Origin of the sequence: Rahnella sp. PD4 (genome assembly GCF_049199325.1) — a bacterium.
GTDB lineage: Bacteria > Pseudomonadota > Gammaproteobacteria > Enterobacterales > Enterobacteriaceae > Rahnella > Rahnella perminowiae.
This window is the reverse complement of the sequence record NZ_JBLZQF010000004.1, coordinates 508,411-515,362: the sequence shown is the minus strand read 5'-3', so window position 1 is coordinate 515,362 and position 6,952 is coordinate 508,411. Positions and strand designations below refer to the sequence as shown.

The 6,952-nt window shown below is 58.2% G+C and carries 5 protein-coding genes; all 5 read right to left on the bottom strand.

The window, feature by feature from the left end:
• Positions 1–598 precede the first annotated feature (598 nt).
• From ACOZIO_RS14030 to ACOZIO_RS14010, 5 genes are read right to left on the bottom strand one after another with little or no spacing between them, the layout of a single operon-like run.
• Entirely contained in the window at positions 599–2,398 is a 1,800-nt protein-coding gene (locus ACOZIO_RS14030) for an ABC transporter permease subunit (protein WP_421595416.1), read from the bottom strand.
• Positions 2,398–3,906, bottom strand: coding sequence for an ABC transporter substrate-binding protein (locus ACOZIO_RS14025; RefSeq protein WP_421595415.1), 1,509 nt, complete (start codon positions 3,904–3,906; stop codon positions 2,398–2,400). The genes ACOZIO_RS14030 and ACOZIO_RS14025 overlap by 1 nt, the downstream gene beginning before the upstream one ends.
• A gap of 13 nt (positions 3,907–3,919) precedes the next feature.
• The gene (locus ACOZIO_RS14020; protein ID WP_129990920.1) at positions 3,920–5,158 is read right to left on the bottom strand and encodes an MDR family MFS transporter; all 1,239 of its coding nucleotides are present in this window, start codon (positions 5,156–5,158) and stop codon (positions 3,920–3,922) included.
• A gap of 4 nt (positions 5,159–5,162) precedes the next feature.
• Positions 5,163–5,978, bottom strand: a complete 816-nt coding sequence (locus tag ACOZIO_RS14015; RefSeq protein ID WP_129990921.1) for an ABC transporter ATP-binding protein — start codon at positions 5,976–5,978, stop codon at positions 5,163–5,165.
• Positions 5,978–6,796 (bottom strand): ATP-binding cassette domain-containing protein, encoded by an 819-nt coding sequence (locus tag ACOZIO_RS14010; protein WP_421595414.1) that lies wholly within the window; start codon positions 6,794–6,796, stop codon positions 5,978–5,980. The genes ACOZIO_RS14015 and ACOZIO_RS14010 overlap by 1 nt, the downstream gene beginning before the upstream one ends.
• Between the last annotated feature and the right edge of the window lie 156 nt (positions 6,797–6,952).

The window sequence follows — 6,952 nt, the reverse complement described above, 5'->3', positions numbered from 1 at the left end:
GCACCGAAATATCAACGCCGGGCTGCCGGGATTCCAGCCGTTTAAGTCTTAACTGGTAATGGTTGTGGACCGGTAATTTACTGCCAGCAAGAATGTATTCCTGAATGCTCATCGTTTAAGTCCTTTTGGCACAACGCAGCTGCTTCACCGAAACCCTGTTCATGGGTTATTAAACTAATCCATTGTGTTAAATCATTATCGGAATGAATAAAAAACAAATGTTACTTAAGTCAAATTTAAAGCCTGCGCCATTCTACTCAAAAACATCCACGATAAAAGTGATATATGATTAACGCTTTAAAATAATGTCTTCCGGGGTATGTTATAAAGTTAATAATATATATTTTTTAGATGTTTCTAATAAGTTTATTCATATAAGCTGAGGTTATTTATTTTACTGTTAATTTGTAAATTTTTCCGGAAAAATGCCGCACGTAATGAGGTGGGATACACATAGAAGCAATCCGCAATAATTGTCTTCCTGAAGTGACAAAACTTTTATCAGAGACTTTTTACAGAAACCCGATATTCCTGCTGAGCTTATTCCATGCTCTCCTGAACTGAAAATTCAATATTGGATAGCTCAGTCGAAAAGTTATTAATGCCGCGCTCCTGGCTGCTGAGCGCGGTTTTTCCAACGTAAATTACTCATTGTCACCATCATTACAGACAACAGCGCCAGTGCCCCGGCCGGAGCGAGTACGCTCCACACCGCCCGCTCGATGTAAGGCATACCCTCGGCCAGCACGCGTCCCCATTCCGGCGCGGGCGGGGGGGCACCAAGCCCGAGAAAACCTAAGGATGCCAGCGCCAGCGCGATGCCCGGTAAACGCAGCAGGGCGTGACGTAACAGCGGACCGGCCAGCGCAGGAAACACATAAAATACATTACGGCGCAGTGCGCCTACGCCAATGACCTCAAGCATCTGCATATATGGCCTTGCGCGGATTTCGGCCACCAGCGCGGCAGTATGTGCCGCCAGCGGTGCCCAACTGACGGCGGTGACGGCAATTGCCGCGCCGGTGGCGGTCGGACCATTGATGGCGGCGATCACCAGACCGGCAATGACCGGTGGCAGCGCGTTAGTGATTTCAATCGGGCCGGTCATCGCACGGGGGAAAGCGCCGGCAATCACGCCTGCGAACAGACAAATCAGTGAAACCATCAGCGCCTGCAAACAGGTATTGACTGTGCCATGTGCCACACGTGCGAGAAGGTCACGACCCATAGCATCAGCGCCAAAGGGTAAAACGAGAGAGGGCGATTGCAGGCGCAGATACGCTGATGTCAGCGGATCGCGCGGCAAACCGGCGAGAACCATAACCACTAAAACGCTCAGACAAAGCAATGGTAACCATCCCCGCTGTTTTTCAGGCAGGGTTACCGGTTGCGGAACGGGTACTGCGGCCAATGACAACGCGCGGCCCAGTAATATCCGCCGGATGCCGCCCGTCAGCATGCCGATCACGCAAGCCAGCAACAGCAGGGTCAGCACGCCGGTCTGTAACACCGGTAAATCGCCGGCTGCCGCCGCGCCCAGGGTAGCGCGCCCGATGCCCGGTATCGCAAAGACTTTTTCCACCGCGATTGCGCCGCCGGTCAGCGATACCAGCACCAGTCCGGTTAAAGGTATCACGCCGGGCAATGTGCGCCGGATAATGGCCAGTGCGGTATGGCGGCGTGAAATTCCCAGTACACTCCAGGTGGTCAGCCAGTTTTCATTAAAGGTACTGCTGAGGGCATCGGAATACAGTCGCCCGAGATAACCGCCCGCCGGAATGCCCAGCGCCAGCGAAGGCAGCACCGCGTTATGCCAGCCGGTCCACCCGTAAGGCGGGAACAGTTTCAACCAGACAGCGCCGGTGATCAGCAGCACCGACGCCAGTAAAAATTCAGGTAGCGCCGTTAGCAGCGCCGCCAGAAAACCCGCGGGCCGGGGCACTCTGCCCTGTAAACCACCAATCAGTGTCCCTGCGCATAACAGCAGCGCAATCAGAAACGCCACGCCGGCGGAAGCTGCCATCAGCGTAAGTGAAACACCTGTTGCCTGCAGCAGGCCCGGTAACACTGGCAGACCAGACACCCAGGAAACGCCCGCATCACCGCTCAGTAATCCGCCAAGCCAGTGCGTGAGTGCGTACACTGGCCCATGATCCAGCCCGAGCGACAGGCGGATCGCGTTGAGCGCTTCCGGCGTGGCTTCCTGTTCGCCGGAGCGTGCGCGCAGCAATGACAGCGCCGGATCACTGCCCGACAACCACGGCAGCAGGCCGGTCAACACCACGATGGTGGCCAGCGTCAGCCAGCGAGAAATCAGCGGCACCCCTGCGCCACGGGTCTGACTCATACGCAGACGACTGACGCCCGCGCAGGTGCGGCAATACAGAGATTCACTCATCAGTCGGCCTGCACCACGCGCTGTGTCGCGGCATTGATTAACGTGCGTTCACGCGGGTCGCGCACCGCGTCACGGATGTCTGCCGATTCGCCCTGAATCACCCGCTCATGCAACATCGGAATGGCGGCATCCGTGGCGAGGATCAGATTTTCAGCCTGCATGATCGCCTGACGGCGTTGAGCACCTGCCGGAATAACGGAAGCCTTTTGCAGGGCCTGATCGATATCAGGACGGCAAAGCTGCGCAATGTTAAACGAGCCTTTGCAGGCAAAATCACTGTACATGTACGCCACCGGGTCACCGGAATCCAGCACAGTGGCACGGGATAAAATAAACGCATCGAACTTGCCCGTCAGCGCATCAGATTCGATTTGTGAATATTCGCGCACCACCTGTTTCACGCTAAAACCGGCTGCCGTCAGTTGCTGTGCCAGATACACTGCCACCTCCGGCAGTTCGGCACGGTCACTGAAGGTTGCTAAGGTGATGGTTTCACCAGCCGGTTTACGGGCGGCCACCGGAGGGCTTACGGGCTGGCGCAGTGGTGCGGCCCACGGTAATGCCGGGCCGAGCAGCCCCTGTGCCACATCGGCGCGTTTTTCGTAGACGTTATCCACCAGTTGCTGGCGGTTAATGGCGTCGCGAACGGCAGCACGCAGCGCGGGATCCCGCATCACTCCAAGCCGCGTATTGAGATACAGCGTGTTAGTGCGCGGCATTGGCACTTCATGGATGAGCGTCTGATCCAGCAACGGGGCCTGAGACACCGGAATGGCCTCGACAATATCTGCCGCGCCGGTGCGTAACGCCGCGCCGCGTGCGGTGCCGTCCGGCACGAAACTGACATCAATGCCGCTGGCTTTGGCCTTTTCGCCCCAGTAACCGCCGAAGCGTTCCAGCCGGGCGTTGCTGGTGCCGTTCACCTGCATCAGTTCAAACGGGCCGGAACCGGCATGGCGCGGATCCACCACGCCGCCGGGGCGGTAGGCTTTTTGCGAAAGGATAGCCAGCTGCGGGCTGGAGAGCCGCTGTGGCAGCAACGGATCCGGCTGTGCGGTGGTCACCCTAACAGCCTGTTCGCCGTCCGCTACGGCGGTCAGTTGCACGCCATCCAGAATGCGTGGTTTCGGCGCGGCATGAGCGGCGACGGTCAGGGCATTTACCACGGTGGCGGCATCAAGCAGGCTGCCGTCGTGGAATCTGACGCCATGGCGCAGCTCGAAACGCCAGCTGTTATTACCGGTTTGCTGCCATTTTGTCGCCAGCGCCGGTTGCGCTTCGCCGAGTTTATCGAGCGTCACCAGCGTCTCTGTCGTACTCCAGCGCGAAAGTTTAAACGCATCGTCGCTGAGCGGCGTCAGGCCGGAACGCGGCGGTTGTAACATCACCAGCCGCAGGCGCTGATCCGCAGTTTTGCCGGGGTTTTTATCGGTTTCACTGAAGCATCCGGTCAGTAAAAGCGCAGCAGAAAGCAGCCCGGCCAGCGGGCTTACATGTTTCAGAGACATCACAAATTCCTTGTCAGATTGCAGGAGGAGGCAACTGGCGGCAGATTCGCCACATCGCCAGCGCGCTTAAAAAGGGAACGGCGGCCAGTGCCAGCCACGGGATCACTGCGCCCGGAGAGGGCGTCAGGGCGTTATCGAGCAGGCCGCCGAGCAGGAAATTCCCCGTCAGCACCGCAATGCCGCCCATTGACGACAGCGCACCGTAATGCGCGCCGAGATTATGTTGCCCGGCAAAGCGCGGAATGAGATCCATGCCGACCGGCACAATCAGCATCTGTCCGACAGTCAGCAGAGTAATCAGCAATACGGAAGGCAGCAGCCGCAACCAGCCTTCCGGCGGAACCGTCCAGGCGAACAGCGCCACGGCGATAAACGCGGATGACAACAATCCGAAGCCGGCAGGTAAAATCCGAGCGGCACCCATCCGGCGGGAAAATCGCGCCAGCGGCATTTGCAGAACGATCACCAGAACCGAAGCCAGTACGAACAGCGGCCCGAGATCTTGTTCGCTGCCACCTGAACGGCGCAATTCCACCGGCAGCGCCAGATATAACTGGTTGTAGCTGAAGAGGTAAGCGCTGTAGGCAATGATAAAGGCCACAAAACGCGGCTGACGGAAGGTCTGCCACCAGGGCGCAATTTTCAGTTCAGCGGCGCGTTTTGGCGTGGCGGGCAGGGTGAAAAACAACACCAGCAATGCAATCAGAAACAGGCCAGAACCGGCCAGCGCCACCGGCTGAAAACCATAACCGGACAGCAGCGATCCGAGTAATGGCCCCAGCACCGCGCCCAGTTCAGCGCACACGGCGGACAGCGCAAACCATTCAGCCCGGCTGCGTTTTCCGGCTTTTTCGCTGTGCGTTCCGGCCTGCGCCAGCAGGGCTTCAATCGAAGGAGAAAACAGTGCGCCGCCGATGCCGGTCAGGCAGGCGCCGAGAATAACCGGTGCCAGCGTGTCGGAAAGCCCGAGCAGCAGAAAACCGGCGATACGGACCACACAGCCCAAGAGAATGATCACCCGTGCGCCGTAGCGGTCAGACAGTGCGCCGCCAAGCAAAAACATCCCTTGCTGCGAGAATGTCCGCAGGCCCAGCACCAGCCCGATCGCCCAGCCGGAAAGCAATAAATCATCGCGCAGAAAAATCGCCAGGAACGGCACCACGGCATAAAAGCCAATGTTAAATACCAGACTGCTGGCGAGCAGCAGCGGCGGTTTGGGCGCGGAAGTGCGCGCAATGGATCGGGTCAGCATCCGGTTATCCGTTAACAGTTAAAGGTAAATGAGGAATGGCCTGTAGCAGTTGCCGGGTATGCGTATGGGCCGGGGTGTGCAAAACATCCTGTGTGGCACGGTCTTCTACAATTTTGCCGCCGTGCATCACCAGCAAACGGTCACATAGCCCGGCGACCATCGAAATATCGTGCGTGACCATCAGCAGGCCCATGCCATTTTGCCGGGTCACCTGATGCAATAACTGTTTGACCTGCCTGCGCAGCGGCATATCCAGCCCGCTGACCGGTTCGTCGGCGACCAGAAATTGCGGGCCTATCGCCAGCGCGCGGGCGATCGCCAGCCGCTGCGCCTGTCCGCCTGAGAGTTCACCTGCCGTACGCGACATTAACCCTTCGCTCAGGTGAACCTGCGCCATCACCTCGCTCACGCGCAGGCGAATATCACCGCTAAACCCGAGGCGTTTCAGCGGCTCGGCAATAATCTGATAAAGGGTCTGAACCGGCGGCAGCGAACTGGCCGGGTCCTGTGGAATATACTGTACACGCTGCCGGTATTCGCGCAGAGAACGCGCAGAACCGGGACGGATCCTGACCCCGGCGCAATACACATCGCCGCTGTCGGGCGCTTCGAGTGCCAGCAGGATCCTCAGCAGGGAGGATTTTCCGCAGCCTGACGCGCCGACCAGCCCGAGGGTTTCATGGCGGCCGATACGCAGCGACAGATCCTCAAAAAGGGCAGTGCGCTGCGTGCGCCAGAAAGAACCCGGCAGGGTGAGATGGCGGCTGATATTTTGCAGATGCAGAAACGGTCCGGTGACCCGAGGCAGTGAAGGTTCCATCAGACGGCAACCCCGTACCGTGACCCGGTATTCTGATGCAACACGGCGGCCTGTCTTGCGGCGTGAACCAGTTTTTGGGAATAAGGATGTTGCGGATGGCTGAGCAACTGCGCCATACCGGCAGATTCCACCAGTACGCCGTTTTCCATCACCAGTGCGCGTTCGCATAACTGCGCGGCGACGGCAATATCATGGGTGATAAACAACAGCGCACGGGGCGATGGCGGGCTGGCGCAGGCGTTACGCATAGCCTGTAAGACCTGCTGCTGGGTCAGCACGTCGAGCGCGGTGGTCGGCTCGTCCGCTACCAGCAGCGAAGACGTGGATTGCATGGCCAGCGCCAGACACAAACGCTGGCGCTGGCCGCCGGAAAGTTCTGCCGGATAGCGGGTGTAAAATTGCGCAATATCGCCCAGCCCTACGGCATCCAGCATCGCGCGGAGTTGGTCCTCGCTGGCAGCGGGCAGGGCGAGACGCAACTGTTTCCCGAGTGTCATCAGCGGGTTCAGCGCGGTAGAGGAATCCTGAAAAACGGTAGCGACGCGGCTGGTCATACAGCGTGACACCGGATGTATTCCGCACGCCTCGACGCCATTCACCCGAATGCTGCCGCTGAGTATTGCACCCGCAGGCGGCGTGCCGGTGACCGCTCTGGCAGTCAGCGATTTACCGGAGCCGGAAGCGCCCAGCAGGCAAACGCGCTCGCCGGCACCGATGCTGAAACTCAGCCCGCTGATGCGTGTTTCACCGGCAAGCCGCATTGTCAATCCTTCCACGGCGAGCACCGGTTCAGTGTTTTGCGTCCTGTTGCGTGTCATTCGCTAAGCCTGTACACCGTTTTGCGTGTTTTGATATGTGATAACATAACAAAATGTGTCAATTTAATGCAAAAGTTTTTGCGATTTTCTCCGGGAAAAATTTTCCACCTTGCATTTTCTTGCCTGCCCTGAAAACAACAGAGCAAAAAAGTCCTT